22 protein-coding genes are annotated in these 26,244 nt (G+C 47.1%); 5 read left to right on the plus strand and 17 right to left on the minus strand.

Features of this window, described 5'->3' with window-relative positions; all coding sequences use genetic code 11:
- The first annotated feature begins 154 nt into the window (after positions 1 to 154).
- From C9I99_RS07185 to C9I99_RS07195, 3 genes are all read left to right on the plus strand, one after another.
- Positions 155 to 1,078, plus strand: coding sequence for a LysR family transcriptional regulator (locus tag C9I99_RS07185; protein ID WP_107348183.1), 924 nt, complete (start codon positions 155 to 157; stop codon positions 1,076 to 1,078).
- Positions 1,079 to 1,281: 203 nt separating this feature from the next.
- Complete coding sequence (locus tag C9I99_RS07190; protein ID WP_107348184.1) at positions 1,282 to 2,391, plus strand: NAD/NADP-dependent octopine/nopaline dehydrogenase family protein; 1,110 nt, start codon at positions 1,282 to 1,284, stop codon at positions 2,389 to 2,391.
- A gap of 52 nt (positions 2,392 to 2,443) precedes the next feature.
- Complete coding sequence (locus C9I99_RS07195) at positions 2,444 to 3,850, plus strand: YfcC family protein (protein WP_107348185.1); 1,407 nt, start codon at positions 2,444 to 2,446, stop codon at positions 3,848 to 3,850.
- Between the two features lie 64 nt (positions 3,851 to 3,914).
- On the opposite strand, the gene C9I99_RS07200 is transcribed toward C9I99_RS07195, so the two are convergent.
- From C9I99_RS07200 to C9I99_RS07215, 4 genes are all read right to left on the minus strand, one after another.
- Complete coding sequence (locus C9I99_RS07200; protein WP_107348186.1) at positions 3,915 to 5,225, minus strand: DUF1501 domain-containing protein; 1,311 nt, start codon at positions 5,223 to 5,225, stop codon at positions 3,915 to 3,917.
- 3 nt (positions 5,226 to 5,228) lie between these two features.
- Complete coding sequence (locus C9I99_RS07205) at positions 5,229 to 6,776, minus strand: DUF1800 domain-containing protein (protein ID WP_243734344.1); 1,548 nt, start codon at positions 6,774 to 6,776, stop codon at positions 5,229 to 5,231.
- Positions 6,777 to 7,083: 307 nt separating this feature from the next.
- Positions 7,084 to 8,394 carry a DUF1501 domain-containing protein gene (locus C9I99_RS07210; protein WP_107348187.1) on the minus strand — a complete coding sequence of 437 codons (1,311 nt, stop codon included), beginning with the start codon at positions 8,392 to 8,394 and terminating at the stop codon, positions 7,084 to 7,086.
- A 3-nt stretch (positions 8,395 to 8,397) separates the two neighbouring features.
- Positions 8,398 to 9,921, minus strand: coding sequence for a DUF1800 domain-containing protein (locus C9I99_RS07215; RefSeq protein WP_243734346.1), 1,524 nt, complete (start codon positions 9,919 to 9,921; stop codon positions 8,398 to 8,400).
- A 328-nt stretch (positions 9,922 to 10,249) separates the two neighbouring features.
- On the opposite strand from C9I99_RS07215, the gene C9I99_RS07220 reads away from it, so the two are divergent.
- Positions 10,250 to 10,894 (plus strand): outer membrane beta-barrel protein, encoded by a 645-nt coding sequence (locus tag C9I99_RS07220; RefSeq protein WP_107348188.1) that lies wholly within the window; start codon positions 10,250 to 10,252, stop codon positions 10,892 to 10,894.
- A 109-nt stretch (positions 10,895 to 11,003) separates the two neighbouring features.
- Here the strand turns inward: C9I99_RS07220 and C9I99_RS07225 are convergent, their stop codons facing one another.
- The 13 genes from C9I99_RS07225 to yqfB form a co-directional block, all read right to left on the minus strand.
- Positions 11,004 to 12,815 carry a M3 family oligoendopeptidase gene (locus C9I99_RS07225; RefSeq protein WP_107348189.1) on the minus strand — a complete coding sequence of 604 codons (1,812 nt, stop codon included), beginning with the start codon at positions 12,813 to 12,815 and terminating at the stop codon, positions 11,004 to 11,006.
- Positions 12,816 to 12,857: 42 nt separating this feature from the next.
- The gene (btuD, locus tag C9I99_RS07230; RefSeq protein ID WP_107348535.1) at positions 12,858 to 13,619 is read right to left on the minus strand and encodes a vitamin B12 ABC transporter ATP-binding protein BtuD; all 762 of its coding nucleotides are present in this window, start codon (positions 13,617 to 13,619) and stop codon (positions 12,858 to 12,860) included.
- Positions 13,620 to 13,657: 38 nt separating this feature from the next.
- Positions 13,658 to 14,650 (minus strand): vitamin B12 ABC transporter permease BtuC, encoded by a 993-nt coding sequence (gene btuC / locus C9I99_RS07235; RefSeq protein ID WP_107348190.1) that lies wholly within the window; start codon positions 14,648 to 14,650, stop codon positions 13,658 to 13,660.
- 93 nt (positions 14,651 to 14,743) lie between these two features.
- On the minus strand, positions 14,744 to 15,790 hold the full coding sequence (locus C9I99_RS07240; RefSeq protein WP_107348191.1) for a succinylglutamate desuccinylase: 1,047 nt from the start codon (positions 15,788 to 15,790) through the stop codon (positions 14,744 to 14,746).
- A gap of 302 nt (positions 15,791 to 16,092) precedes the next feature.
- Positions 16,093 to 16,389 carry an integration host factor subunit alpha gene (gene ihfA / locus C9I99_RS07245; protein ID WP_107348192.1) on the minus strand — a complete coding sequence of 99 codons (297 nt, stop codon included), beginning with the start codon at positions 16,387 to 16,389 and terminating at the stop codon, positions 16,093 to 16,095.
- A 593-nt stretch (positions 16,390 to 16,982) separates the two neighbouring features.
- On the minus strand, positions 16,983 to 19,370 hold the full coding sequence (gene pheT / locus C9I99_RS07250) for a phenylalanine--tRNA ligase subunit beta (protein ID WP_107348193.1): 2,388 nt from the start codon (positions 19,368 to 19,370) through the stop codon (positions 16,983 to 16,985).
- 18 nt (positions 19,371 to 19,388) lie between these two features.
- Positions 19,389 to 20,372, minus strand: coding sequence for a phenylalanine--tRNA ligase subunit alpha (gene pheS, locus C9I99_RS07255; RefSeq protein ID WP_107297789.1), 984 nt, complete (start codon positions 20,370 to 20,372; stop codon positions 19,389 to 19,391).
- Positions 20,373 to 20,732: 360 nt separating this feature from the next.
- Positions 20,733 to 21,278 (minus strand): hypothetical protein, encoded by a 546-nt coding sequence (locus C9I99_RS07260; protein WP_107348194.1) that lies wholly within the window; start codon positions 21,276 to 21,278, stop codon positions 20,733 to 20,735.
- A gap of 258 nt (positions 21,279 to 21,536) precedes the next feature.
- On the minus strand, positions 21,537 to 21,890 hold the full coding sequence (rplT, locus tag C9I99_RS07265) for a 50S ribosomal protein L20 (RefSeq protein WP_107348195.1): 354 nt from the start codon (positions 21,888 to 21,890) through the stop codon (positions 21,537 to 21,539).
- A 42-nt stretch (positions 21,891 to 21,932) separates the two neighbouring features.
- On the minus strand, positions 21,933 to 22,127 hold the full coding sequence (gene rpmI, locus C9I99_RS07270) for a 50S ribosomal protein L35 (protein ID WP_036832349.1): 195 nt from the start codon (positions 22,125 to 22,127) through the stop codon (positions 21,933 to 21,935).
- Positions 22,128 to 22,223: 96 nt separating this feature from the next.
- Positions 22,224 to 22,775: a translation initiation factor IF-3 gene (infC, locus tag C9I99_RS07275; RefSeq protein ID WP_107348196.1), complete on the minus strand. Its 552-nt coding sequence runs from the start codon at positions 22,773 to 22,775 to the stop codon at positions 22,224 to 22,226.
- A gap of 3 nt (positions 22,776 to 22,778) precedes the next feature.
- Positions 22,779 to 24,710 carry a threonine--tRNA ligase gene (thrS, locus tag C9I99_RS07280; RefSeq protein ID WP_107348197.1) on the minus strand — a complete coding sequence of 644 codons (1,932 nt, stop codon included), beginning with the start codon at positions 24,708 to 24,710 and terminating at the stop codon, positions 22,779 to 22,781.
- A 206-nt stretch (positions 24,711 to 24,916) separates the two neighbouring features.
- A complete protein-coding gene (gene yqfB / locus C9I99_RS07285) occupies positions 24,917 to 25,219 on the minus strand; it encodes a N(4)-acetylcytidine aminohydrolase (RefSeq protein ID WP_166645396.1) in 303 nt (100 codons plus the stop codon).
- Between the two features lie 136 nt (positions 25,220 to 25,355).
- On the opposite strand from yqfB, the gene hutC reads away from it, so the two are divergent.
- Entirely contained in the window at positions 25,356 to 26,081 is a 726-nt protein-coding gene (gene hutC, locus C9I99_RS07290) for a histidine utilization transcriptional repressor HutC (RefSeq protein WP_107348199.1), read from the plus strand.
- Positions 26,082 to 26,244 lie beyond the last annotated feature (163 nt).

A 26,244-nucleotide genomic window follows, 5' to 3' on the forward strand; every position in this document is an offset into this window, starting at 1 on the left:
ATTTGGGTTATTGATGGGAGCGATGATCCATTTTTATGATATTGCTGACATTTTAGGCAAGAGTATTCTGTTGATTTGAATATCAATGTTAGCTCAAAGAAACCAAGCCATGATTTTGCTAGCTTAACGCAAACTCAAATTACCCTGCACTATTATGAAACTCAGCCAACTTAATGCGTTTAAAGCCGTCATTGAATGCCAGACTGTTACCGCGGCCGCCGAGCGCCTTCATCTCAGCCAACCCGCGGTGAGCCGATTATTATCAAGCCTAGAGTCACGGCTAGGGTTTAAATTGTTTATTCGTAAAGGTAACCGCCTTGAACTCAGCGACGAAGGGCAGGCATTTTATCTTGAGGTGGCCAAGGTATTCGACGCCGTGTCCGGTTTAGATCAAGTGGCCCACTCTATTCGTTCAAGCCACTTTGGTAGCCTCAATATTGCCGCCATGCCGCTACTCTCCAATGCGTTCCTACCCCGCGTCGTAGCAACCTTTCTAACCCAAACACCTAGGCTAAAGTTAGGCTTTAAGACCTATCGCTCAGAAGAGGTTGTGCGTCGGGTACAAAGCCAAACCGCCGATATCGGTTTTGCCTTTGTCGATGATATCGTGGCAGGTGTGAAAGCCCAGCGTGTAGAATGCGAGTGCGTATGCTTGCTCCCCGCCAGCTCGCCGTTGGCAAAACGAACAGTCATCGATATCTATGATATTGCCGATCAGGTATTAATCCGCCATGAGAAAGACGCCACCCAGCGCCAAATAGATTCCTTGCTAAGACGCTATAACCTATCGACTATCGAGCATATCGAAGTGTCACTCGCCAGTACTGCAGCGGCGCTAGTAAAAGAAGGCATTGGTATTGCGATCACTGACCCGTTTACCGCCGTCATGGAAAGCGAGCACCCACATGTAGTTATGCGACCGCTCGTTTTCAACCTAGCGTTTGAATTTGACATTCTTTATCCAGCACTCAAACCTATCCATCGCCATGCCGAGCACTTCATCGAGCAATTCATGCTATTGGCCGACTCGCTTGATGTTCAGTTAAAAATAGGTCCGATGAGAGATCTTGATGAATAGCCTTTGGGATGACATCACACTTACCTTGCATATAGCCCGCGATAACAAATCAATGATTAAACATTAAAAATCAGTCATATAAAGCCAATTGATATTTATCATATTACTTTTTTGCATGGCTGTTTGTTCCTTTGGCATTGGCGATAAAACACGATAATTCCTTACTGTAGCCATAACAACGACACACATTAAAAGGAATAATCATGACAAATCGTGTCTCTATCATTGGCTCAGGAAACGCCGGATTAACAGCGGCCTATCACTTCACTAAACAGGGTGCTGATGTTTGCCTTTACGGTAGCCCGGGCTTTGATCAACCACTGAAAGATATTGAACAACGCGGTGGTATCGAAGCCCTTAGCCACTTCAATGACGTGGAGCTCACGTTCGCCGGGTTTCAAACTCTCGACAGGGTCAGTCGAGATCTTAAAGAAACCCTGGCTTATGCCGATATTGTGGTACTTCCAGTGCCTTCGTTCGCCCAAGAGCCTTTGTTTATTGAGATGCTACCTCATCTTCGTGATGGTCAAATCGTCATGCTGATGCCGGGGAATTACGGCTCGTTAGTACTCAATAAAATCAAACACGAGCAAGGTTATGGCGAGCTTGATATTACCTTTGTCGATGCTATTTCAATCCCTTGGGCCACCCGCATTGTCGGGCCTGCCCAGTTGGCGATCTTAGGGATGAAAGAGTTCCTACCCGTGGCAGCTTTCCCCGCCAAGCGCACACAGGTGGCAATTGATGCCCTTCAAGCAGTAATGCCTCTCCCTCTTTCCGCACTCAATAACGTGCTTGAAGCGGGTTTAGAGAATATTAACTTTGGTGGACACCCGCTGCTCACGACACTGAATATGGGGCTGCTGGAAAACTTTGATGGCCAGTTCAACTACTACAAAGATTGCTGCTCTGTCTCAACGGCCAAAGCCGCGGCGGTAATGGAAAGTGAGCGTCTCGCTATCGGCCAGCAACTCAATCTGTCGCTGAAACCGGAATTAGATGCAATGAATGCGCTTTACAACATGGATTGCAAAACCGTTTATGAAGTTAACCGCACCTCTGAAACGCACGGCAAGCTCAACAGCGCACCAAACTCGGCGAGTAATCGCTATATCACAGAAGATGCCGCTTACTTGTTGGTGCCTTGCTTTGAGCTTGGCCAACTGACTGGGGTAAATACCCCGATGATCACCGCCTGCCTGCACATTGATAACGCCTATAACGACACGGACTATTTCACCACAGGGAGAACATTAAAAAAAATGGGGCTTGATAACCTTTCTGCCCAGGAAATCATGGACTTTGTAGCGTAAGCCAAGCGCAATTGACAAATATGGGGCTGCGGGCCCCATAAAGGACTGAACGATGAGCAAATTTAAATTTCCTTCTGCCTATACAATCTTAATGTTGCTAACAGTATTCATGGCGTTACTCACTTGGATGATCCCTGCGGGTCAATACCAGATGGAGCTCAATGAAACACTGGGCAAACTGGTTCCAGTTGTTGGCTCCTACCAAACCGTCGAGGCGAACCCTCAAGGTATTATTGATATCTTGATGGCCCCTATTCAAGGTTTTTACGACCCATCTGACTATGTTGCGCGGGCCGTTGATGTCGCCTTGTTCGTGTTGGTTATCGGTGGATTTCTAGCGGTCGTGACCGAGACTGGGGCGATTGATGCGGGTATCGCAGGTACAATGAAGCGTCTTGCAGGCCGGGAAAAATGGATGATCCCGATCCTTATGGGGCTTTTCGCACTAGGTGGGACGGTTTACGGTATGGCTGAAGAAACAATCCCCTTCTATGCCCTGCTAATTCCGGTCATGATTGCAGCAGGCTATGACAGTATTGTTGGTGTCGCCATTATTATGGTTGGAGCAGGTATTGGCTGCCTCGGCTCAACCATTAACCCTTTTGCTACTGTTATTGCTTCCAATGCTGCTGAAATCAGTTTCATGGAAGGCTTTGCCCTTCGGGCTGTCATCCTCATTCTTGGTTGGCTACTGTGTGTCTTTTATGTCATGCGGTACGCAGAACGCGTTAAACAAGATCCCTCTCGCTCTATTGTCGCCCACCAGCATGACGATAACCTTAACCATTTCCTTCATGGTAAACAAAAAACCACACCCGAGCTTACCAATACCCGTAAAGCGGTGTTAGCCATTTTTGCCCTGACGTTTGTCGTCATGATGTGGGGCGTATCCGTCGCGGGTTGGTGGATGGCGGAACTATCAGCCCTGTTTATTGGCTCCAGTATCCTCGTCGGCTTTGTCGGTCGCTTATCTGAAGTCGAAATCACCGACAGTTTTGTCAATGGTGCTAGGGATCTGCTGGGTGTTGCCCTGATCATTGCGATTGCTCGTGGCCTAGTTGTCGTGATGGACAACGGTAATATCACACACACTATCCTTAACTATGCTGAAGGCTTGTTGGGTGGGTTAAATGAGATTGCCTTTATCAATGCCATCTACTGGGTAGAAGCGGTACTGTGTCTTGTTGTGCCTTCATCATCTGGTCTTGCCGTACTTTCAATGCCGGTATTGGCACCACTTGCTGATTTTGCCGGTGTTAGCCGAGAGTTGGTTGTTACGGCTTTCCAATCTGCATCTGGTCTTCCTAACCTTGTCACACCGACTTCTGGCGTTGTCATGGGTGGGCTTGCCATCGGGCGCGTTGCCTACTCATCTTGGCTACGCTTTATCGGCCCGCTGATTGGCATCCTGACTGTGATGATTATGCTACTGCTGAGCGTGGGGGTGGTGCTTAGCTAGCAATGATGCTGTATCAAAAATTAAGTTAAAAGCCAGACGATGAGTCTGGCTTTTTTGTTGTCAATTAAGAGAGAAAATCAATCGTTTTGATTGGGAATGGGTCTAATGATGGGAATAAGTCCGTTAAATTCCCCGTATAGCCAAACCAATTGGCTAAAGTCGCATTCACCTGATCAGCCGCGATTTCAGGGATCAGGCGACCATTGTTGTAGTCGTACTTACTGCCCGGCGTTAAGTCAGGCCATTTACCGTAAGCTTTACCACCATTAACCGAACCGCCCATCACGAGTTGGTGGCCGGCCCAACCATGATCGGTACCGGTATCATTGGCCATAAGGCGACGACCAAAGTCGGACATGGTAAAGGTAGTGACCTTATCCAGCATTTGGATATCTTTGAGCGCTTGGTAGAAGTCTGCCATCGCGTCAGACAATTGCTCGAGTAAAGCATGATGAACATTTTTCTGGTTATGATGCGTATCAAACCCTCCGAGGCCAACAAAGTAGACCTGGCGGTGGTGCCCCATCTCAGCATGCTTTTCAATTAACTTGGCGGTGGTATGCAGCTGCTCGCCTAAAGATGTACGGACGCTGTCATCGTCCTCTTCACCCAACAATTCAGCAAGCCTCTCATTTTGGTAGTATCGGCTCGACATGACATCTGCGTAGTTGTCTTTGAACAAGTTATTAAACTGCCGATCAAAATGATAGGTCATCGCTTCATAGCGCTCATGTTGGTCTAATCCGTTATATTTTCCGGCTCCCCCTCCCGTCATCACCATTTGCTCATACATATCATTGCGCAGCCATTTCTGCTCACCATTCAATGACATCATTGGCGACAAATCATTAGACATATAAACGCTTTCAACCATACGTCCCGCCCAACCCAGTTTGTCATCCATGTTGAGTGCACCAGACTGCCACATAGTTTGCTGTAGGTTGTGCGCCATCAGAAAGTCAGGGACAGGGTAAGGATTCGTTTCTCCAATAATTGGTCCAACCAACTGGCCAGAGTTAACAATGACTGTCGCATTATTATCTCTAAACACAGATTCCAACCTGGCCATTGCAGGGTGTAAACCGAGGTTAACGGCTGGTCGGTTATCACCGGCTTCTGATTGAATACCAATATCGATCAAATCACGCTTTTCAATCGCTAGCGTTGGCCTTGCCTTTTCATACTTATCGTACTCACCATCAATAGGTACCACCATATTGAAGGCATCATTGCCACCGAACAAGAAGATACAAACGAGGGCTTTAAATTCATCATCACCGGCGACAGCCTGCTTGCTCAGTGATAACCCCGGCAAGGCTGATAATGCGCCAAGTGCTGTTGAGCTTTTTAAAAAGTGGCGACGTGAAATCTTCATAACTTACTCCTGGCAGCGAAAATCAGGCGAACATTGAATAGCAAATAATGTGGCGAAGGTTCTTCTGTCGACACCGATGTTTTGGTTGGTCATATCAATCAATAAATCTTCGATGTAGTGATGAAGTTCATCTGACATCAAGCCAAAGAAGAGCCTCTCATTAAGCCACGCCATATACTTTTCAGGATCATCAACCAGGTTTTCCAACTGGGTTCTATTCCAGGACCACTGCTTCTCGCCGGTATATCGGTGGCTGAGGATCACCCCCCACATCGCATTCGAAATACGGCGCATGGCATCCATCGCCAGAATATTGAACTCCGGAGCGGTAAGCATTTTATTGGCAATTTCACCCTTAGGCGCATAGTCGGGTTCGTAGAAATTGAACACGCTCGGCGCCTGCAGCGGTGCCTGACCGAAGTTATTTTGCAAACCAGGAAAATCCCACCAACGTCGCGAGTCATTGCTTTTCACATCCAGTGCCCGGCAAAAGTTGGTCATCACAATAACCGGTTCTTTGACCTTGCCAAAATTTCGCTGACTGGCACCAAACTCCTGATAATCAACCATCGCCCGCCCAGCGATAAGATCCTCATCGAGCAAGATAGCTTTAATAACGGCTTTCATATTGCCGCGTATACCTTGACCATCATCGATAAAGACCCTCGCTACGCGTTCAATATAATTACGGCGCGGGTTACTGATGGTCAGCCTTTGAATAAGAAGACGTGAGATAAATACAGGGGTATTAGGATGCTCATATAACAGCTGGATCGCCATATCCAGATCTTCTGCTGCGCTTTGCCCTGCCGGAAAGACCGTTCCCAGTACCTCTTTTTCTCCTCTGTCATGCCACTCTTTCGTTGCAACCATCGGCTTGGTATTACTGTCGCGACCATCATCGCTTTTCGCCTTGTTCCAACCGGTCAGTGCTCGTGCCAACTCTTCGACATCGTGCTGGGAATATGCCGGTATTTTATTCCCATTGTGATCGAGCTCAGGCATGCCATTAATGTTCAGTTTCCATAACCCAATAGAAAAAAGCTGCATCACTTCGCGGGCATAATTCTCATCCGGATATGTCTGCCTACCTTCGTCATAGGCCCGGCTTCCGGCCAAGGTTAGGAATTGTCCCATGGCTGGGTGCAACGTAACGGCTTTGAGTAAAACATCAAAGCGCTCGAAGGCATTTCTCACCAACACATCATAATATGATACCAACCCTTCACCTGCTGGCCCGCCATTTTTAGAGACCACCAGCACCTGACTTAGGGCAAAAGCAACACGCTGGCGAAGCTGGTCGGCACCTGTCAGGCTACGCTGCCACCAAGCACTCATTCGGGCACTTTCATTAAGAGGCTCACCCGTTGCGTCGGCGACTCTCTGTGCTAATCCTAGGTGTACATTTTGACGGGAGAACTGGTCGTCAAACCAACCATCAATACCACCATTGAATGTAAGAAGTGCTTCGACATCTCCGTTCTTAGGGCCAAATGTTGCACGATACAAAAACTTCGCAGCTTGTATCGGATCATCTATTGCTGTAACCACAACGCTTCCTTCAACTTTTATACGTTATTATTCAGCTTCATTTTCAATCAAGCCAACTACACAGCAATCATATTGACCATATAAAAAATATTGTTCATTTATTGTCAATTTTCATTCAGGCTATTTATTATGGAAACTAAGTATCAAAACAAAAAATGTTACATTTTAAGATTTAATTAATTGACAATACTTTGAAATTTACTTGATAAATAGCTCACGCAATATCGCTGCTATGGCATCGAAAGAATAAAAAAAGCCAAGCAATGCTTGGCTTTTCATTCTCTTCCATAGGATCACGGCGTTGAGGCTATAGGAAAGGTATTGTCGAGTGCTTAAACTTCTCTAAAGACGGGAATAGTGCTTTACTCTCACCATCAAAACCGAACCATTGCGCTAACGTGGCATTAACCTGATCAGCGGCGATCTCAGGGATCAACCGACCGTTTTTGTAGTTATATTCGCTCTCTGGTGACAAATCAGGCCATTTCCCGTAAGCCTTACCCCCTTTGACCGCGCCGCCCATCACGAGTTGATGCCCTGCCCAACCATGGTCGGTTCCGGAATCATTGGCCATAATACGGCGACCAAAATCAGACATGGTAAAAGTCGTGACATTATTGGATAAGCCCTGGCCCTGCATTTCCTGGTAAAACGCTGCCATCGCATCGGCAACTTGCCCTAGGAGTGCCGAATGGGTATCGGCTTGATCCTTATGAGTATCAAAACCACCAAGACCAAGGAAGAAGATCTGACGGCGATGCTGAAGCGCATTACTATTACGTACTTTGATCAACTTGGCTGTCGTATGGAGCATTTTCCCCAGCGCAGTTGTCGGGAAACCGTCCAAATCCTCTTCAGTGTCGAGCACGCTGGCCAAATTGTCATTCTCGTAATAACGACTTGCCATGGTGGTCGAATAATTGTCGGTAAACAGATTGGCATATTGTTCGTTGAAATGACGCAACATCGCATCGACCCGGTTGCTGGTATTCATGCCATTATAATCACCAGCCCCATCGCTGGTCATCACCAAAGGCTCGACATGATTATTCCGCAACCACTTCTGCTCACCGTTGAGTGACATCAAAGGTGACAAAGTACCGGATAGTTGCATATGTTCAACCATTCTCCCCGCCCAACCGAGTGGATCCCCCATATTTTTGGCACCAGACTGCCACATGGTTTGCTGCAGGTTATGCGCCATCAAAAAGTCAGGAAGCTGACAATTAGGGTTCGGGCTGCCGATAACCGGCTCCACCAGTTGTCCGGTATTGACCAAAACGGTGGCATTGCCGTCGGCAAAGGCCGGCCCTAGCGACGCCATTGCCGGATGCAGTCCCAGCGGTACGTTGTTATCAGTTTCTATCCCCAAAGGGACCAAGCTGTTTTGGTCAATCGCCAGCCCCGGCCTTGCCGCTTGATACTTCTGGTAATTGCCAACATCATCAGGGATTACCATGTTATAGGCATCATTGCCCCCGAACAGGAAAATACACACCAGGGCTTTGTAATCATCTGGCGCGGCATGAGCCATATTCAAGCCGGTAACGGCAGGGGCAACCGATGTTGCCCCAAGCGCTGCCGTGCTTTTTAAAAAGTGGCGACGTGATAATTTCATGGTTTACTCCTGGCAGCGAAACTCGGGGGAACATTGAATAGCAAACAGCGTGTCGTTGATCTTTCTGTCATCTTCACGGTTTTCGGCTGTCATCGTCGCAAGCATTTCACGGATATAATCTGCCAGCTCCTCTGACATCAAACCAGCGAAGAAACATTCATTTAGCAAACCAATGTACTCATCGGGATTATTAATTTTCCTTTCGTACTGTCTTCGGCTCCAAGACCAACGTTTGAGATCGGTGCTGTCATGGGAAAGGATCACAGTCCACATCCGGTTGGAAATTCGTCGCATGCTGTCCATCGACAAGATCGCAAACTCCGGGGCGCACAGTTGTTTATCGCTGATCTCCCCTTTGGGGGCATAATCCGGCTGATAGAAGTTGAATACACTTGAAGCGCGTAGCGGTGCCTGACCAAAGTTATTCTGCGTCGCGGGGAAATCCCACCACCGAGTAGGATCGTTGCTTTTTACCTTCAGCGCCCGGCACAGATTGGCCATCGCGATCAGGGGCTCTTTGACCTTGCCGAAGTTACGTTCGTTACTTCCGCCCTTTTGGTCATTAGCCATGGCTTTACCATCCAGCACGTCTTGGTCAAGCAAAATGGCCCGGATCACGGCCTGCATATCTCCCCTGACACCTTTGCCATTATCCTTGAAGATATTGGAAACACGCTGAATATACGAACGCCGTGGATTACTGATGGTTAATCGCTTGATCAGCAGGGTTGAAATAAACATCGGGGTATTTCGGTGGTAGAAAAGCAAATCAATCGCCTGAGTCAAATCATCTTGGGGGGACTGCCCTTCCTCGAAGATCTGGCCTAGAACCTCTTTCTGACTGAAATCATGGCGCCTGTCGTCTGCATACATCGGTGTTAAATAGGTATCACGACGCCAGCCCGTCAGTACCTTCGCCAATTGCTCGACATCATCCTGAGTGTAGCTAGGCTCTTTGTTACCATTCGCATCCAACTTCGGCATCCCGTTGCTTTGCAACTGCCACAACCCGATACTAAACAGCTGCATCACTTCACGGGCATAGTTTTCATCCGGGAACGTGTTGTCATCAAGATTGGCTGCTCGGCTCCCCTCTAGGGTCAGGAACTTCCCCATTGCAGGGCTCAGTGTGACGGCTTCGAGCAAATCACGAAAGTTGCCGAATGCGTGCTTGATCAACAGATCATAGTATTCCACCAGCCCTTCTGAGTTAGGACCACCGTTACTAGAGACGACGAAAATCTGGCTTAATGCAAAAGCAACTCGCTGTCGCAACTGGTCGCCGGCGTTGAGACTGCGGTTCCACCATGCACTGAGCCGTGCATTCTCATTAAGCTTATCATTACTCGCATTAGCATAGGCTTCAGCCAAAGGCCGGTGTAATCTCCAGCTACGTGTGAACTGATCGTCCAGCCACGCATCGGTCCCTAACGTTAGAAAATCATCGACATCCCCTTGCTTGGGACCGAAGGTTGCTCGGTACAGGAATTTTGCCGCCTGTTTCGGGTCATCTATTGATCTAACCACGACGCTTACCTCTCTCCTTATTTAGTTTTTTGTTATTAACTAATGATAATGAAAGAGAAGAGTTAATTGACGAGTAAAATAGTTTTTTTCTGGAAGTAGAGTAGCAAAATGCAGAATGAAGAGTAAATCGGCAACGGCTTAAGGTTTTAAACAGACACAAACGCCAAATAGGGACACTGTCGTCAAATGTATCGAAATGTACGGATCACAAAAACGCTATTGAACATTGTTTTATTAAGGCGTAGCATTCACAGCAACAATAAGTCAGCAGGTAAATATTGCCTTCGACATAAAAGGCGTAAGCCTCTATTACAACATTAGGATAAACATGAAAAAGTTAATGCTACTTCCTTTGGCGGCACTTGTGGGTGCATCTTTCGCTGCCAGCGCACAAGAACCTATGACCCAGAACTTCGACTACATTTCTGGTGGTCTGCAAATCAGTAAGTTCAGTGAAGACCTATTGTCTGAAGCAAATGCTAACACTGGCACTCTTGCAACAACAGATGGCGGTGCTGGCCTTTACCTACGCGGTAGCTGGAACTTCACTGATAACTTCTTCGTAGAAATGCGTGGTGATGCAGTAGCAGCAGACGATATGACCTTGTCAAATGGTCTACTGGGCCTTGGCTACTTCATGCCAATGAATGACGACCTAACCGTTTATGGTTTGGCCGGTTTTGCTAACACCCGTTACGATCTAGATGTAAAAACACCAATCGGTACATTTGGCGGAAATGAAACACAATCAGGCTTTACTGGTGAGCTAGGTGCACGCTACCAAGTGATGGATCGCTGGACAATCGAACCAGCTGTTCGCTTCGCAGCTTACGATGATACTATGTACGAGCTTCGCCTAGGTAACAACGTGAAAATGACTGATCATGTAAGCCTTGAAGCTAACCTTTCGCGCAATGATTACGATGCCTTCGCTGAAACCAACTTCCAACTTGGTGCGCGCTACAGCTTCTAAGTGTGTCTCGCTAGACGCTCTTGCTAAATTAGAATATATACATTCGCTTTCGCTAGGTTAAAGCAACGGCCTGTGGTAGATAACTACCTACAGGCCGTTTTTTTATCTTTTAACGAAAACCATTAAGCTTGTCGATAACCGTAGCAAACTCATCGACCTGCTTGGCGACCATATCAACACTTTGCTGCCAGAATTCAGGTTGGCGGATATCCATACCCAAGTGTTTCTCGACAACCTCTTCTGCTGTCATCGAGCCGGTGTCACGTAGCAAAGCTTTATAGTCGGTATAAAAGCTATCCCCTTTTGCTTCGCGCTGGGCATATACCCCTTTGCTGAACAAATAGCCAAACAAATACGGATAGTTATAAAAGCTGATTTCCGCAATACTGAAGTGAAGCTTGCTGGCCCAAAACATCTCATTGGTTTCATCCATGGCTTCACCGTACCAATCCTGCCACGTTTCAGCCATGAGTGTCTTTAGCTGCTCGGGTGTGAACTCCCCTTCTTTACGCTGCTCGTAATAGGCTTTTTCAAACTCGTAGCGGACAGGGATATTGACCATCAACGCCAATGACGACTGCGCTTCTTCCCACAACATCAACAGCTTTTCTTGCTCACTGTCAGCTTTTGCCATTAATGCATCACGCACCACGTTTTCGGCAAAGATAGAGGCCGTTTCCGCCAGTGTCATCGGATAACGGCTTTGCACCAACGGCATGTCTTTCATGACCCAGTTGTGGAAAGCATGACCCAATTCGTGGGCCAAGGTCAGTACATCCGACATACTGCCGCCCCAGGTCATAAAGACCAGTGGCGTTCTGCTATCAGCAAGCTTGGTGCAGTAGGCACCTAAACGCTTATTCGGCTGAGGGGCTGCATCAATAAGCTGCTTCTCCACCATCATATCGACGAAGTCGGCCATTTCAGGATCAACATCGCCAAACGCGTCGCGAATAATATCGATACCTTCGGCAAAACTGTACGACGTCCCCTCTCCCCCAGACAATGCTGGCATAGATGCCATTTCATCCCAAGGTTTGAGCTTATCCGTACCCAACAGCCGTGCCATTTGTAAACCCGCCTTCTGGCCTGTATGACGATTGTCTTTGGCAACAACCATCATGGCATCTAGGGTGGCTTTATCGATTCGGCTGGTGTGCAAGCTCGGGTCAAGGAAATCAACCGGCAGGGTATGACTACGCTTTTGGTATTCCGTCAATCGGGCACCGGATAGTGCATTTAAGATGGCGGCAAAACTTTCCTGATGTGCAGCCATCGCTTCTGAAACAGCACGCCAAGCTGGCTCTCTACGTAAACTGTCACTGCCGTACAAAATACTGGCGGCCTGAGATAACCCCATACGTTCTTGTTGACCATCAGGCAATTGCAAAGTCACTTTCAAGCTACCGGTAATATTGTCGTACAGGCGTCCCCATGCCAGCTTTCCATCCACATCCATTGCGGTAAGCAGCTGCTCTTCGGCTACAGATAGCTGCTGGGGCTTCAGTAACCGCTCTCGCTCAAGCAGGAAGCGCCAAGGTGATAGTGCTTCACCTTGTTTTTCACCCATAGCGAGCAAAGAATCAAATTCATCAACAGTAAGGTTAACGACTGCCTGCATAAACGGGGTCATGGCTTGATCAAGCTCGGACTGCAAGACATTCACTTTCCCGAGTAGCCTTTTTGCCTGCTCATCCGCCGCATCTACCGACAAGATGCAGTTGGCAAACGCACTGAGCGTCATCACTTTTACACGTTCGGCTTGCTGCATGACTAATGCTGATGCCAAACCATCTAACGACGTTGAGTCCAATGTTGCCAATTTTGGAAACAGTGCCTCAACGCCTGCCAGATCTTGCTCAATCTTTGGATCATTCAGATCTTGGTAAGCAACAGATAAATCCCAGCTCGGTATATTCATTCGTTCTCCTTGATGAGCGATATGCGTAATTCGCAAACAGCGTTAATCAATAAACAATAGGCAAGATTTGCCGTCGTGCTCAATCCGCTGAACTTGCGTAGAAAAGACAGATTCTAGTGTCTCCACTGTCATGACGTCGTGTGGTTTTCCCTTTACCACACATGACCCGTTGTTCAACAAAATAACTTTATCCGCTTCCCTCAGGGTGCGGTTCAAGTCATGGTTCGCCATAACAACTGCTATTCCTTTGCTCGCAAGTCGGCGGATAAGTTGGTACATAATCGCTTCTTGGCCAATATCCAGCGCCGAGGCGGGTTCGTCCAATAACAGTAACTGCGCATCGGGGTTCAATGTTGGCCAAACTTGGAGACAGGCAGCAGCCAACCTCACCCTTTGCCATTCACCACCCGACAATTGTTGAATATTACGATTGAGCTTATCTGCAATTTTTAACGCTCCACAGACGTCATCTAATGCTTCTTGGACATCATTGGCGGCAAGTTCACCAAGGGGCGATAACGCCAACGACAGATAATGGTAAACCCCAACCGCAAATGCTGGTTTGTCCTGCTGCGACAAGTAGCTGCGCATGCGGGCAAGGTGAGGGAGATCCAACGAAGCGATAATCTCACCGGCCAAGGTAACTTCCCCTTGGGCCTCAACCAAACCAGACAACATGGAAATTGCGCTACTTTTTCCACTGCCGTTAGGGCCAATCAAGTGGACAATTTCACCGCGACGAACAGAAAATGAAACCGGTAATAATCGCGGTGGCATCGCCAAGTTTTGAGCGGATAGGATCACTGGCTGTGGTTCTGATATTGTTTCCATTCACAACCTTCTTAATCAATTTGCGAACGCAAAAGCATCCAAATAAACACAGGGGCACCTAAACTGGTGATCACTACCCCAACCGGCAACTCTGCAGCGGGGAGCATGACCCGTGCAAGCGTATCGGCTAATGCCAATAGCAACGCACCACACAATGCAGACAAGGGCAGTAAATAGCGGTTTTCGGTCCCCAGAGCCAAACGCAGTAGATGCGGGACAACCAAACCAATAAAACCGATGACGCCCGCCAAGGCAACCGAGGCCCCCACCAACAGCGACACCACCAGAATTAAACGCCAACGGCTAGCTTCGACATCGAGACCCAATTGCTTTGCCTGATGCTCACCCAGCATTAGCAAATCTAATTTACGACCTTGAAGACAAAGCCACAGCAGTACCGGCAGGACAAACAGTAATAACGTCAGCTGATGCCAGCTCACCCCGGCAACACTTCCCATCAGCCAATACATAAGCATTCGAAGGTTCAAATCATCACTGAAATAGAAAGCCCAGGTAACAGCAGCGCCAGACAAAATGCCTAGCGCGACCCCGATAAGCAACAAACGTGCGGTTGAGACCCGCTTACGCCGCGATAAGCCAACCAGAATAAGGGTAAAGAGGAAGGCTCCCGCCATCGCGGCCACCATCATCAGCAGGGGAGTTGGCGCAAAAGGTAAAGCAAACAGCAAGATAACCAGCGCGAGGCTTGCCCCTCCGGAAATACCCAGCACGCCCGGTTCGGCCAGCGGGTTGCCTAACAATACTTGTAGTACCGCACCTGACGCCGCCAGTGATGCACCAACGGCAATCGCAGCCAATAATCGAGGCATTCTAAGCTGAAGCAGCAATTGTTGCTCAAGACCGCTTTGGGCAGACCACGGCCAGATAAAGATTTCACCGACAGACAGGGAGAGAAAGCAGGCAACGGTTAAAGCTACAGCCGCGATGGCAAAGCCCATACGCCATCTCATTTGACGGCGAAGTAAAAGATCATTTAACAGCATGTATAAGAAGGCATAATGACTAAGGACGCCTTACCATACCGCCTCACTCATAAAATGGAAAGTTAGCTTTTATAGAATGCGGCAACCAGTGCATTAAACGACGGCTTTAACCTGTCCATCAATACTAACCTCAACCTTTTTTACCAGCAAACAGGCTCGTTGACCAATAGCCACTTTGGTATTAGGAAAAACGACCGCCTCCCCTTCTTCCAGTACGTAATATTCAATGTCTTTGTCACGCCCCAGCAACGTTCCCTGCGGGTACATGGTGAAGTTGGCTTGATCATCAGGGAAATTCAACGTGAAATGCTCAGTCTGCTTCATCAGGGATCTTGTCACTTTGTAGACAACAAGCTTCTCTTTCTGCCACTGATAGTCAGGGCTTAGTTGAGTGACAAGCTCAACCAGCGCTTGATAGAACGGCGATAAACGCTGCAGATCATTATGACCAAATGGTGCCACTTTACCCAATTCAACCGTTAGGGCTTGGGCTCCAAAGTACTCCGCGCTATACCAACTGAATGTCGGTGAAGGCGCGTTGGATAATAACGCCGCTTCGATTTCGGCCTGCTGAAGAAAAACAAACAAATCACGTTGTCGGGTTTGGTGGGTCGAAAATGGACTAACCACAAACGTATAGTGGGTAGAGCCTCTTATTGCACAGTGCAGATCAAGGTGCCAGCGAGATTGCTCTTCACCATTACCTTGCAGGTAAAACGCCCTGACGGCCCGTTGTAATTGATTAGCTCGAATGCAATCTGGGTTTAATTCTGCGTTGCTAGCCTTAAACAATCGGTTCATGTTCTCATCAACAAAACGCCGCTGTAAATTGATAGCCTCAGGATGGCCAATAATCACTAGCAATCGATGAACAGGCTGTATTTCGCCCGACACGGTTAGGCTAACAAGACGTTGCAACAATTCAATGGGGCTGGTTTCATCACCATGTACGCCAGATGAAAGTACAATGTCTTTAGCGTCGGAGGAAATACCAGTAGGTGAAATCTGAAGAATACCCCGCCCCATAAGAGTGAACTCTGTACCTGACTCAGCCAGCCACGTCCCTTGTTCTTCAGGCAGACTCATATCCAATGTTGCTGTCAGAAACTTGCCTTCCTTTACCAGCTGTAGCATTCCCATTAACCACCTCCATGTTATTAGCTAATTTAGCGCTAATAGAATGGCTTCATTTTACCCCTGCAAGATTCACATTGAAACCATGTAAAAACATAAATTTAACATTACACGCACAACTTAACACTCGTAAGACATACGGTTTCCCTTTTTGCCCTAGGCGATCAGAAGTACAGCAACAAAGATTGGGGAGTTAATCGCTCCGAACATATTCAATCTATTGCGCAAATGGCTAAATTTTAAATATAAAAAACCCGGGTAAGTTCTACACACCTTACCCGGGTTCGGTTTTGTCAATGAATTCGCGATTACTGTTCGATTTCGATATTTTCTACGCGAGCTTTCAATTTCTGACCTGGACGGAAAGTCACAACACGGCGGGCTGAGATAGGAATATCTTCACCCGTTTTTGGATTTCTTCCCGGACGCTCGTTCTTGTCGCGAAGATCAAAGTTACCAAAACCTGATAGCTTAACCTGTTCACCACATTCAAGCGCTTTTCTGATTTCCTCAAAGAAGACTTCCACCGTATCCTTGGCGTCCCGTTTGCTCAATCCAACATTTTCAAACAGGTTCTCAGCCAAATCGGCTTTTGTGAGCGCCATAGATAATTCCCTCAAGACTATATTGAATGGATTGTAGGATGACATAGGTCATTCCTACAGCGAATTAGTCGAGTCGGACAGAAGCCAGAAAACGCTAAATTAGCCTGCTTCTCCGCCCTCAATCCTAACTAGAGACAAGTTTATGCCAACTTGCTGATTTCCGCCAACTTTTTTATGTCAACTTATCTTTAAATAATTGATTTTTGCTAGCACAAATAGGCCTATTCCATGCACCTTGTTGTGCTTATTACGAATAATTACTGGCAAAATTTGCTAAAAACTCGCCAACTTCCAACATATATTGCTGATATTATGTGTTGATGTAGAAATAACCGCTATCTATCAGAAAGTTACCGTATTTAGATTCAGATCAAAAAAATTACAACGCTCAGGACGAATTTATAAAACAATGACTTAAAAACACATCACTTTTTGCCTCATTGCCATTCTACTGGCACATCCCTATAAATCCCCTCTCAACCGCCCAGAGAGATGTCTGCTACCCTTCCCTCATTGACATCGCCTATCAGGCAAATTTAAGGCAAAAAAAACCCTGCCTAATTGGCAGGGTTTTTAGCAATCAACGAATTGAATTAGTCACGCAGTGACGCACCAAACTTCTCTGATACGTGGGCAACAATCGCATCGACAGAACCTGCAATGTCAGCATCTTCAAGCGTACGCTCAAGAGACTGAAGTGTCAGGGCAATCGCCAAGCTCTTCTTGCCTTCTTCAACGCCCTTTCCAACGTAAACATCAAACAGCTTAGCGTCAGTTAGGAATTCACCACCGGCTTCTAGACAAGCGTTTACGATGTCACCAGAAGCAACGGCTTCATCAACAACAACGGCAATGTCACGACGGTTAGCAGGGAACTTAGAAAGCGCAACAGCCTCTGGGATCACTTTGGTGTTGATCGCAGACCATTCTACTTCAAATACGATAGTACGGCCGTTCAGACCAAACTTACGCTCTAGTTCTGGGTGAACTGTACCGATCACACCAACTTGCTTACCATCTACAACGATTGCTGCAGATTGGCCAGGGTGAAGTGCTGGATGGTTAGCCGCTGCGAAGCTGTATGCCTTCTCGTTAGCAGAAAGCTCAAGAACGGCTTCCAGATCGCCTTTCAGGTCAAAGAAATCAACGGTGTTGGTTTCGATATCCCAATGCTCTTCGCTACGTGTACCCGCAATAACACCGGCTAGCATAGGCTCTTGGCGCATGCCGTTCTCAGCGTTATCACATGGGATGAAACGTAGGCCGTATTCGAATAGGCGAACACGTGGTTGCTGACGCTTCTGGTTGTGAACAACGGTGTTTAGCAAGCCTTGGATTAGGCCAAGGCGCATAGCTGACATATCCGCAGAGATTGGGAATGGCAGGACTAGCGGCTCAACGCCAGGAACGATCAGTTTCTGCTGCTCTGGTTCAACAAAGCTGTAAGTGATCGCTTCTTGGTAACCACGGTCAACAAGCAGGTTACGAACACGCTTAAGCGGAAGGTTCGCTTCTACGTGATCGTTCATCTTAAGTGCTGCAGCTGGGTTCTGGTTTGGAATGTTGTCGTAACCGTAGATACGGCCAACTTCTTCGATCAGATCCTGCTCGATGGCGATATCGAAGCGCCATGTCGGTGCAGTTGCAGTCCAACCCGCTTCGGTTGCTTCTACGCTCAGGCCTAGACGCTCTAGGATCTCAACCACATCGCTGTCAGCAATGTGGTGACCTAGTAGGTTGTCTAGTTTCGTGCGGCGCAGTGCTACTGTGTTTGGCTTAGGAAGATCGGCTTCAGACTCCTGGGCAACAACAGGGGCAACGTCACCACCACAGATTTCAACGAGAAGCTGAGTAGCACGCTCCATTGCGCTCACTTGCAGTGCGTAATCCACACCACGCTCGAAACGCATTGAAGAATCAGTGTGAAGACCGTAGCTACGTGCACGACCACGGATATGATCCGGAGCGAAGAACGCACACTCTAGTAGCACGTCTTTAGTCTCAGTTGTTACACCGGACTGTTCGCCGCCAAAGATACCAGCGATTGCTAGCGCTTTGTTGTGGTCTGCCACAACCAGCGTATCTGCGTTTAGCTCAGCTTCGTTGCCATCTAGAAGAGTTAGCTTCTCACCCTGCTCTGCCATACGAACCACGATGCCACCTTCGATCTTAGCAAGATCAAATGCGTGCATTGGCTGGCCCTGCTCAAGCAGAACAAAGTTTGTGATGTCGACAACTGGATCGATTGAACGGATTCCGCAACGACGAAGTTTCTCTTGCATCCAAAGCGGCGTTTCAGCCTGAACATTCACGTTCTTAACCACACGGCCAAGGTAACGTGGACATGCAGCAGGTGCTTTCACTTCGATAGATACAGTGTCGTCGATAGACGGAGCCACTGCTTCTGCCGTTGGTTCTGTCACATCAGCGCGGTTCAGTACGCCAACTTCGCGAGCAAGACCACGAATGCTGAAACAGTCAGCACGGTTTGCCGTTAGGTCAACATCAACAGTCACGTCGTCTAGACCTAGGAATTCACGGAAATCTGTACCGTTTACCGCATCTTCAGCCAACTCCATGATGCCGTCAGACTCAACGTCAATACCCAGCTCTGTGAATGAGCAAAGCATGCCGTGAGAAGGCTGACCACGTAGTTTGGCTTTCTTGATTTTGAAATCGCCTGGTAGTACAGCACCAACAGTCGCTACAGCCACTTTCAGGCCAAGACGACAGTTAGAAGCACCACAAACGATGTCTAGTAGTTCTTCTGCACCAACATCTACTTTGGTGACGCGCAGTTTGTCAGCATCTGGGTGCTGGCCGCACTCAACAACCTGACCCACTTTAACGCCAGTAAATGTGCCAGCTACAGGTAGTACGTCGTCTACCTCAAGGCCAGCCATAGTGATTTGGTGAGTTAGCTCGTCAGTTGTAACCGCAGGGTTTACCCACTCACGAAGCCAAGATTCGCTAAATTTCATAGTGTATGAACCTCTGGATTACTTGAATTGTTTTAGGAAACGAAGGTCGTTCTCGAAGAACGCACGTAGGTCGTTTACGCCGTAACGAAGCATGGTTAGACGCTCAACGCCCATACCAAATGCAAAACCAGAGTATTTCTCAGGGTCGATACCCACACTACGAAGTACGTTCGGGTGAACCATACCGCAGCCTAGTACCTCAAGCCATTTACCGTTTTTACCTTTAACGTCAACTTCAGCTGAAGGCTCAGTGAACGGGAAGTAAGAAGGACGGAAACGCACTTCCACTTCTTCTTCGAAGAAGTTACATAGGAAGTCGTGAAGAATGCCTTTAAGTTGCGCGAAGTTTACATTCTCATCAACCAGCATACCTTCCACCTGGTGGAACATTGGGGTGTGCGTCTGATCATAATCGTTACGGTAAACACGGCCCGGAGCGATGAAACGGAAAGGAGGCTTGCCATTTTCCATCGTACGGATCTGAACGCCAGACGTGTGAGTACGCAACATTAGATCAGGGTTGAAGAAGAAAGTATCGTGGTCAGTACGTGCTGGGTGATCTTCAGCAATGTTCAACGCATCGAAGTTGTGGAATGCATCTTCGATTTCAGGACCAGACTCAGTGTTAAAGCCTAGCTCGCCGAAGAACTGCTCAATACGCTCAACAGTACGTGTTACTGGGTGCAGACCACCATTTTCAATGCGACGACCTGGAAGGGTCACATCAATCGTTTCAGCCGCTAGCTTGGCTTCAAGCTCGGCACGCTGAAGTGCGTCTTTGCGAGCGACAATCGCTTGCTGAACGGCACCTTTAGCCTTGTTAATTTCCTGACCAGCAGAGCGACGCTCTTCCGGTGGAAGTTTACCCAAACCTTGAAGTTGAAGGGTCAATTCACCCTTTTTGCCCAAATATTGGACACGCACTTCGTCCAGAGCGACTAATGAATCAGCCTGCTCGATAGCTGCCGTTGCGTTGGCAATAATCTCGTCTAGATGTTGCATCGTTTCCTCATCCACCTACAGGTGGCGTCCTTTAGGGAGATATAAATTCGCGTAACGATACATACTAAAGAAACATGCGTCTAAATCCAAACCCAATCGTAAGAAAACCGTTGGATTGCGTGAAAAAAACACCATTTCCTCTCAAGGCTAGGTTAATTGATGGTACCAGCTGTGACTTGCTGCTCTTGAGGGAAACTGGCAGTACACATTGTCGCAGCAACAATACCCTCAACCATATTCTCTAGCGGCATGGAAGGGAGGGAAGTTGAACCGTTATCAGCCGCTCAAAATCGACCACCTCTGACAACAAAGCCCACAATATGTGGGCTTTAAGTAATATCACTCAATCATTTTATTGCTTTATTGGGCTAACGATACAAACTTCTCGTTATTCACAATTTCTTTTATTAGCGCTTGTGTCGTTGGACCAAACGCATCTGCAACATTTTTACACGCGCCAGCAGCTGACCAGCTTGTATCAAACTCATGTTTAATATTAACGAGGAAACTCTCACCATTTGTAGAGGCTACATTAGCAGTAATCTGCCAACTCGCTGGTGATACCGAGCTAAATGACACATCCTCTAAATCAATATCAACCTTAGAAGCCTTGGCACTATACTTCTGCGCCATAATTAGCTCTTCGAGGAATGCATCTTGAACATATTCAGGAATTGTCTTTCCGGGATACACCACAACATCACCATTCAAGCGACAAAGTAACGATACATCATCGCTCATTGTAACTTTTCCCACAGCTAAACTAGAGTCATCATCCAGCGTTGTTTGTATTGTCGCAACATTGCTTGCCGAAGCCTTATATGGGATTGCATTCGTTGTTTCACAACCAGAAAGAAATGCAACGGCCGCCGCAACAACACTAACCTTTACGTAGCAAAATTTCACTTTAACATCCTGTTTTTAATGAATATATTGGAAGTCAAACATTATCACGCCCGCCCCAATATGAACACTGTCACGTATTATTTTTTTGATGTTTATCATTTTAATTATTCAAGCGGCAGATGACAAAGGTGGCAATTTGGTGGGAGCGGAAAATGGTAAATTGAAGTTTTTGACGAGAAATGGAAAGCGGATTTTATAACCAAACGAAAAAAGGAGAGCCGAGGCTCTCCTTTCAACATCAAACTAGACAGTAATTAATTACTGTGCAGCTTTTGCTTTTTCAACTAGTACCGCGAAGGTAGCTTTGTCGAATACAGCGATATCAGCAAGGATCTTACGATCGATTTCGATAGACGCTTTCTTAAGACCGTTGATGAAACGGCTGTAAGACATACCGTTCTGACGAGCAGCAGCGTTGATACGTGCAATCCAAAGTTGACGGAAAGTACGTTTCTTGTTGCGACGGTCACGGTAAGCGTATTGACCAGCTTTAGTAACAGCTTGGAAAGCTACGCGGTAAACACGTGAACGTGCACCGTAGTAACCTTTAGCTTGTTTAAGAACTTTCTTGTGACGTGCACGTGCTTGTACACCACGTTTTACGCGAGGCATAGGAGACTCCTAACTAAAATTAAAAAATAAAACTAAAAACGATTAAGCGAACGGAAGCATACGTGCAACAGCTGCCACTTCACACTTAGGAAGGATAGCGTTTGGACGAAGCTGACGTTTGTTCTTAGTAGTACGTTTAGTCAGGATGTGACGCTTAGTTGCGTGCTTAAACTTGAAGCCACCAGCAGTTTTCTTGAAACGCTTAGCAGCACCTTTGTTGGATTTCATCTTAGGCATGATGAGACTCCGCATTGTTGATAGTTAATAACATAGTAATAAGGCGAACAAAAGCGCTGCTGTTAAGCAGCGCTTTTAGCTACTTGAATGCCTTAATTACTTCTTCTTTGGAGCAAGCATCATCGTCATTTGACGACCTTCTACTCGATTAGGGAAACTTTCAACAACCGCTAGGTCGATGAGGTCTTCCTTAATACGATTTAGAAGCTCGATACCAAGACTCTGGTGGGCCATTTCACGACCGCGGAAACGCAGTGTGACCTTGCCCTTGTTGCCCTCTTCTAAAAAGCGACTCAGGTTGCGCAGTTTTACCTGATAATCGCCTTCGTCCGTACCAGGTCGGAATTTAACTTCCTTGATCTGGATTTGTTTCTGCTTTTTCTTTTGCTCTTTAGCAGCCTTGCTCTTTTCGAACAGGTACTTGCCATAGTCCATCACGCGACAAACTGGTGGCTCGGCATTAGGGCTGATTTCAACTAAGTCTACACCAGCTTCATTAGCAAGATTTACTGCTTCTTCAATAGAAACAACACCAACTGATTCACCGTCTAGACCAGTTAAACGTACTTCACGTACGCCACGAATTTCACCATTTAAGCGATGTGCATTTTGCTTAACTGGTGCTTGGGTTCTTCTTCCGCCTTTAATACCTTATTCCTCCACAACATTGAGCTTGCGACTGCTAACTTCTTGCTGCAAGTATGCAACAAGGTCGTCAATCTTAAATTTACCCAAATCTTTACCCTTGCGAGTACGTACTGCAATTTCGCCTGCTTCGACTTCTTTGTCACCGCACACGAGCATGTATGGTACACGCTTCAAAGTATGTTCGCGAATTTTAAAGCCAATCTTCTCATTTCTCAAGTCCGCATTCACACGAATTCCAGATTTTTGAAGTTTTTCGACTACTTGTTGAACATATTCTGCCTGGCTATCAGTGATATTCATCACAACCGCCTGCTGAGGCGCCAACCAAGTTGGGAAGAAGCCAGCATATTCTTCAATAAGGATACCGATGAAACGCTCTAGTGAACCTAGAATAGCACGGTGGATCATAACAGGCGTATGACGCTCGTTATCTTCACCAACGTAAGTTGCACCTAGACGTTCAGGGAGTGCGAAGTCTAACTGAACTGTGCCGCACTGCCAAGCCCTATCTAGACAATCATGCAAAGTAAATTCAATTTTCGGTCCGTAGAACGCGCCTTCACCCTCTTGAATCTCGTAAGGGATCTTCATTGATTCTAGTGCAAGTTTTAGATCTGACTCTGCTTTATCCCACATTTCATCAGAACCTACGCGCTTCTCAGGGCGTGTAGACAGCTTAACAACGATGTTATCAAAGCCAAATGTCTGATATGTGTCGTAAACCATCTCGATACAGCTGGTTACTTCAGCCTGAACCTGCTCTTCTGTACAGAAGACGTGGGCATCGTCCTGAGTAAAGCCACGTACACGCATGATGCCGTGTAGTGCGCCTGATGGTTCGTTACGGTGACATGAGCCAAACTCAGCCATACGTAGCGGTAGATCACGGTATGATTTCAGGCCTTGGTTAAAGATCTGAACGTGACCTGGGCAGTTCATCGGCTTGATAGCATATTCACGGTTCTCTGAAGACGTCGTGAACATTGCTTCTGCGTACTTGTCCCAGTGACCAGAACGTTCCCAAAGCACGCGATCCATCATTAGTGGACCTTTTACTTCTTGGTAACCGTACTCAGTCAGCTTTTCGCGAATGAAGACTTCAAGGTCACGGAAGATAGACCAACCATTGTGGTGCCAGAACACCATACCCGGTGCTTCTTGCTGCATGTGGAACAAGTCTAGCTGCTTACCGATTTTACGGTGGTCACGCTTAGCCGCTTCTTCTAGGCGAGTAAGGTGCGCTTTAAGTGCTTTCTTATCGTGGAAAGCGGTACCGTAGATACGTTGAAGCATCTTGTTGTCGCTGTTACCACGCCAGTAAGCACCAGCAACGTTCAGCAGTGTAAAGTGCTGACAGAAGCCCATGTGCGGTACGTGTGGACCACGACACATATCGATGTATTCTTCGTGGTGGTATAGGCCTGGACGGTCATCGCGAGAAACGTTCTCGTCAAGGATTTCCACTTTGTATGATTCGCCACGTGATTCAAACGTATCACGTGCTTCCTGCCAGCTGACCTTTTTCTTGATAACTTGGTATTTGGTTTTCGCCAGCTCTTTCATACGCTTTTCAATCTTTTCAAGATCTTCTTGCGTAAGCGACTCTTCTAGGTCGATGTCGTAGTAGAAGCCATTATCGATTGTTGGACCAATCGCCATTTTCGCTTCAGGGTACAGCTGCTTAATCGCATGACCAAGAAGGTGAGCACAAGAGTGACGAACGATCTCAAGACCGTCTACTTCATCTTTAACAGTGATGATTTCAAGGCTAGCATCTTCTTCGATCAGGTCACACGCGTCTACACGGTTACCATTAACACGACCGGCAATAGTTGCCTTCGCAAGACCAGGACCGATCGATTGCGCGACTTCCATTGTAGATACTGGGTTGTCAAATTGACGCTGACTGCCGTCAGGAAGAGTAATTACAGGCATGTAAATATCCTTTCACAGTGGTCTTGCACACCAAGCAAGACATGTTGAATTAACAATATAAAGCTATGAGAGCTAAATAAAAGAAGCTCAGAAATCCGGCGCTGCAATACTGAGCAGACCAAAATGGCTGAGCGAAGCAGCAACTATAACAAACGCCTGTGACACTTTGCAAAGCCATGCCTGATTTATTTTCCTATATTCCCAACTCACTTGGGTACAAGACGAAAACTAACGACATAAAGCTGCTTGGTGCCTGGGTAAATGTCTTCAAGTACCTCTCGCAACCGCTCAAGTGACATATTTTCCTGTACCGCATGGGTCTCGTTCAATTCATCAAACAAAACAGGTTCAACGCCAACTATATCAAGTCGGCCAAATTGCCTGCCCTCTTGATAAATCACTGCATTAACGCGGCTCCCAACGTCATAGTGGCTATCCGATTCATCACGGATCGTGATTGTTTTCTTTTCAGCCAGTACATCACTTTCAAAGCAAGCCAAGAAGAGCATTTCTTTTGTCGCCATGTCGATCACCGTTATTGGTTTATCCCTAAGCAAACTGTAGCTATTTCACGGTTGTAGCGTTCAAAACTTGAAATTAAGGAAGAAAGTTGCTTTGATTTGTATAGGCAATTAGGAAAGTGTTATGGCTCAGTCACCTCGTTATCAGCAAATCAAGGCTTACCTATTGGAACGGATTCACGCTCGCCAATGGCCACCTGGTCATAAAATCCCTACCGAGATCGCGCTGTCGGAACAATTCTCGGTCAGTCGTATGACGGCAAACAAAGCCATCACCGAATTGGTCAAGGAAGGCTTCCTTGAAAGAACGCCTCGCCTCGGTACATTTGTCTGTAACAAAAAAGCTGAATCACCGCTGATGGAGATCCGCAATATTGCCGATGAGGTAAAGAATCGAGGGCATCGTTACACCTCAGATGTGATCTCCCAGTCGACCATTCACGCGACCGAGGATATCGCCCTGCGATTAGGTGTCCGCCAAGGTACTGCGGTCTATTTCACCCAAATTGTCCATTTCGAAAATAGCTCTCCCATACAACTGGAAGAGCGCTGGGTTAACCCCGATCATGCCCCAGCTTATATTGAGCAAGACTTTAATTCTCAAACGCCCAATGAGTACTTGGTCAAAGCCTGTCCGCTCAGTGATATTGAACATACTGTCGAAGCATTGCTCGCGCCACTGCGTATTGCTGAGTTGCTCAAGGTCAGTCCCCAGTCCCCCTGCTTACTGCTCAACCGCCGTACCTGGAGCAATAAAAACTTAATCAGTACCGCCCTGCTCTATCATCCAGGCAATAAATACAAACTCAGCTCACGAGCCCAGGTCGGATCTTTGGCAAGTAACGAGTAACCCCGCGTCTACTTTACGGGGGTCATATCACCATCGACCATTATTTTGTGCTGGCTAGACCAGAATCAAACGTGCGACCCCTCTCATAATTCAACATTTGTCAGCAATTAATTACAATTACGGTCACATTTCATTTACATCCCACCTTGAATTTCAGCCTCTA

This window comes from Photobacterium lutimaris, from assembly GCF_003025555.1.
GTDB lineage: Bacteria > Pseudomonadota > Gammaproteobacteria > Enterobacterales > Vibrionaceae > Photobacterium > Photobacterium lutimaris.

What these genes read in the sequence shown, in the direction of transcription:
- rplT (WP_107348195.1), bottom strand. Translation starts at nt 21,890, where the DNA reads ATGCCTCGCGTAAAACGTGGTGTACAAGCACGTGCACGTCACAAGAAA.
- hutC (WP_107348199.1), top strand. Translation starts at nt 25,356, where the DNA reads ATGGCTCAGTCACCTCGTTATCAGCAAATCAAGGCTTACCTATTGGAA.
- C9I99_RS07210 (WP_107348187.1), bottom strand. Translation starts at nt 8,394, where the DNA reads ATGAAATTATCACGTCGCCACTTTTTAAAAAGCACGGCAGCGCTTGGG.
- C9I99_RS07220 (WP_107348188.1), top strand. Translation starts at nt 10,250, where the DNA reads ATGAAAAAGTTAATGCTACTTCCTTTGGCGGCACTTGTGGGTGCATCT.
- btuC (WP_107348190.1), bottom strand. Translation starts at nt 14,650, where the DNA reads ATGCTGTTAAATGATCTTTTACTTCGCCGTCAAATGAGATGGCGTATG.
- pheS (WP_107297789.1), bottom strand. Translation starts at nt 20,372, where the DNA reads ATGCAACATCTAGACGAGATTATTGCCAACGCAACGGCAGCTATCGAG.
- C9I99_RS07225 (WP_107348189.1), bottom strand. Translation starts at nt 12,815, where the DNA reads ATGAATATACCGAGCTGGGATTTATCTGTTGCTTACCAAGATCTGAAT.
- rpmI (WP_036832349.1), bottom strand. Translation starts at nt 22,127, where the DNA reads ATGCCTAAGATGAAATCCAACAAAGGTGCTGCTAAGCGTTTCAAGAAA.
- thrS (WP_107348197.1), bottom strand. Translation starts at nt 24,710, where the DNA reads ATGCCTGTAATTACTCTTCCTGACGGCAGTCAGCGTCAATTTGACAAC.
- yqfB (WP_166645396.1), bottom strand. Translation starts at nt 25,219, where the DNA reads ATGCTCTTCTTGGCTTGCTTTGAAAGTGATGTACTGGCTGAAAAGAAA.
- pheT (WP_107348193.1), bottom strand. Translation starts at nt 19,370, where the DNA reads ATGAAATTTAGCGAATCTTGGCTTCGTGAGTGGGTAAACCCTGCGGTT.
- C9I99_RS07195 (WP_107348185.1), top strand. Translation starts at nt 2,444, where the DNA reads ATGAGCAAATTTAAATTTCCTTCTGCCTATACAATCTTAATGTTGCTA.
- C9I99_RS07200 (WP_107348186.1), bottom strand. Translation starts at nt 5,225, where the DNA reads ATGAAGATTTCACGTCGCCACTTTTTAAAAAGCTCAACAGCACTTGGC.
- C9I99_RS07240 (WP_107348191.1), bottom strand. Translation starts at nt 15,790, where the DNA reads ATGGGAATGCTACAGCTGGTAAAGGAAGGCAAGTTTCTGACAGCAACA.
- C9I99_RS07190 (WP_107348184.1), top strand. Translation starts at nt 1,282, where the DNA reads ATGACAAATCGTGTCTCTATCATTGGCTCAGGAAACGCCGGATTAACA.
- C9I99_RS07185 (WP_107348183.1), top strand. Translation starts at nt 155, where the DNA reads ATGAAACTCAGCCAACTTAATGCGTTTAAAGCCGTCATTGAATGCCAG.
- ihfA (WP_107348192.1), bottom strand. Translation starts at nt 16,389, where the DNA reads ATGGCGCTCACAAAAGCCGATTTGGCTGAGAACCTGTTTGAAAATGTT.